3 protein-coding genes are annotated in these 2,645 nt (G+C 63.8%); all 3 read left to right on the top strand.

Going from position 1 to position 2,645, the window contains the following annotated elements; all coding sequences use genetic code 11:
• Positions 1-1,286: RNA polymerase factor sigma-54 (gene rpoN / locus MAXJ12_RS00405; protein WP_008833744.1), on the top strand; the 1,286-nt coding region annotated here is incomplete at its 5' end.
• A 241-nt stretch (positions 1,287-1,527) separates the two neighbouring features.
• Positions 1,528-2,109, top strand: coding sequence for a ribosome hibernation-promoting factor, HPF/YfiA family (gene hpf / locus MAXJ12_RS00400; RefSeq protein ID WP_040584471.1), 582 nt, complete (start codon positions 1,528-1,530; stop codon positions 2,107-2,109).
• A gap of 66 nt (positions 2,110-2,175) precedes the next feature.
• Positions 2,176-2,640 (top strand): PTS IIA-like nitrogen regulatory protein PtsN, encoded by a 465-nt coding sequence (gene ptsN, locus MAXJ12_RS00395; protein ID WP_008833742.1) that lies wholly within the window; start codon positions 2,176-2,178, stop codon positions 2,638-2,640.
• Positions 2,641-2,645 lie beyond the last annotated feature (5 nt).

Below are 2,645 nucleotides of genomic sequence, written 5' to 3'. Positions count from 1 at the left end.
GCCAGCCGGCGTGGAGCGCCGAGGCGATGGCCGAGAAGCTCGATTCATCGCTCGAAAACGTCTTCCCCGACGATCCCGGCGCGACTCAGCGCCTCGGCCCCGATCTCACGGCGCAGTGGAAATCGGCAGGCACGGGCGCAGGCGGGTTGTCGGACACTTTCGAGATGGAGGATATAGCCGCTGCGGCCATCACGCTGCGCGACCATGTCGGAGAGCAGATCGCCTTCGCCTTCGCCGATCCCGCCAGTCGCCTGATCGCGCGCGACCTAGCCGAGGGACTCGACGATGCCGGCTATTTCCGCGGTGACATGGCCGAGATCGCGGGGCGTCTCGGCGCCGGCGAGGCCTTGGTCGGCAAGGTGCTCTCGGTCTGCCAGTCTTTCGACCCCGCCGGCATTTTCGCGCGCGACCTCGCTGAATGCGTCGCCCTGCAGCTTCAGCGGCGCGACCGGCTCGATCCGGCTATGCGGGCGCTGATCGCCAATCTCGAACTGCTGGCGCGGCGCGATTTCCAATCCCTGAAGAAGATCTGCGGCGTCGACGAGGAGGACCTGCTCGACATGATGGCGGAGATCCGCGCGCTCGACCCGCGGCCCGGCACGGCCTTCATTGGCGGCGGCGTCGCCGACACCATCGTTGCCGATGTCGAGGTTCGCGCGGCCAGCGACGGCTCCTGGACAGTCGAGCTCAACGCGGAGACGCTGCCGCGTGTTCTCGTCGACCAGATCTACTTCGCGCAGGTGTCCGGCGGCGCAAGGAACCAGACGGAGAAGGATTTCCTGTCGGAGTGCCTGCAGAACGCCAACTGGCTGACGCGCAGCCTCGACCAGCGAGCGAAGACCATATTGAAGGTCGCATCGGAGATCGTGCGCCAGCAGGACGCCTTCCTGCTCCACGGCGTGCGGCAGCTGCGTCCGCTCAATCTGCGCACCGTCGCTGACGCCATCGGCATGCACGAATCGACCGTCAGCCGCGTCACCGCCAACAAATACATGCTGACCCCGCGCGGCGTGTTCGAATTGCGCTATTTCTTCACCGCAGCGATCGCATCGGCCGGAGGAGGCGAGGCGCATTCGTCGGAAGCGGTGCGCGACCGCATCAGGCAGATGATCGACCAGGAGCAGCCGGTCGACGTGCTTTCCGACGACGCCATTGTGGATATCCTGAAGAAGGACGGCGTCGACATCGCCCGGCGCACGGTCGCCAAGTATCGGGAAGGTATGAACATTCCCTCGTCGGTCCAGCGCCGGCGCGAAAAGCGCGCGATGGCGGGCGCCGGCAGGTAGGCGCAGTCCCGATTTCTCGGGGTTTTGACGTTCATTGACAAGCTGCGATGAAGTGACTAGAAGCCCGCCCGCATGGGACGGGCTGATGCCCGCGCATAGATGACCCCGTCGGGAGACGGCCTGTGATTAACCAGAAAGTTCGGACCTAATATCGGCGCTTGAACCGCCGTGAAGCTTGTGCGCTTCGGCCACGGGTATAAACTCAAAAAGTGATGTCTGAGCAAGGAAGGTGGGTTTTCATATGACCCTGCGCATATCGGGAAAGCACATGGATATCGGCGATGCGTTCCGTACGCGCATCGTGGCCCGCATCGACGAAACGATCGAGAAATATTTCGACGGCGGATTTTCCGGACACGTAACGGTTGTGAAGTCCGGGTCACGTTACACCGCCGACTGCATGATTCATCTGGATAGCGGGGCGGCCTTGCAGGCCACCGGCGACGCCCAGGACCCGACGGCGGCCTTCGAAGTCGCCGCCGACCGCTTCGAGAAGCGTCTCAGGCGCTACAAGCGAAGGCTGAAATCGCATGGCCCCGGGGGCAATGGCGGGGCTACCGATATCGCCTACACCATCATGGCGCCGATCGCCGACGACGACGAAGACCTGCCTGCAGACTATGCGCCGGCCATCGTCGCCGAATCGACCATGGCGCTCAAAACAATGTCGGTGGCCTCTGCGGTCATCGAACTCGACACCAAGGACAGTCCGGTATTCGTCTTCCGCCACGCCGGCAGCGATCACGTCAACATCGTATATCGCCGGCCCGATGGGAACATCGGCTGGATCGACCCCTCGACGACAAAAGTCGCGCAGGGATAAACGCGTCTCCCGCACGACCACGGGTGAGGGGACCTGAGGCGGACGGGACGAGCAAAGGATTTTGGAATGGATCTCAGCGATCTGATCGAAGTGCCGGCCATATTGCCGGCCCTCAAAGCGAATTCAAAGAAGCAATTATTGCAACTCCTGGCCGAAAGGGCGGCCGCGATAACCGGACTGCCGGAACGCGAGGTGTTCGACACCATATTGCAGCGTGAGCGGCTGGGCTCTACCGGGGTCGGCAATGGCATCGCGATCCCTCATGGCAAGCTGGCCGGCGTCAAGCGGATCACCGGCGTGTTCGGGCGCCTCGATGCGCCCGTCGATTTCGAGGCGCTGGACGACCAGCCCGTCGACCTTGTTTTCCTGCTTCTGGCGCCCGAAGGCGCGGGCGCGGATCATCTGAAGGCGCTGTCGCGCATCGCGCGGGTTTTGCGCGACGCTGAGATCGTGGCGAAGATCCGCGGAACGAGAGACGCCGCGGCGATCCACGCGCTGCTCTCCGACACGCAGGCCTCGCACGCGGCCTGATTTCT

Origin of the sequence: Mesorhizobium alhagi CCNWXJ12-2 (genome assembly GCF_000236565.1) — a bacterium.
Lineage (GTDB): Bacteria > Pseudomonadota > Alphaproteobacteria > Rhizobiales > Rhizobiaceae > Allomesorhizobium > Allomesorhizobium alhagi.
The sequence above is the reverse complement of the archived record's forward strand: the minus strand, read 5'-3'. Positions and strand labels throughout refer to the sequence as shown.

Excerpts from the sequence above, each read along its gene's own strand:
- hpf (WP_040584471.1), top strand. The coding sequence starts at position 1,528 with ATGACCCTGCGCATATCGGGAAAGCACATGGATATCGGCGATGCGTTC.
- ptsN (WP_008833742.1), top strand. The coding sequence starts at position 2,176 with ATGGATCTCAGCGATCTGATCGAAGTGCCGGCCATATTGCCGGCCCTC.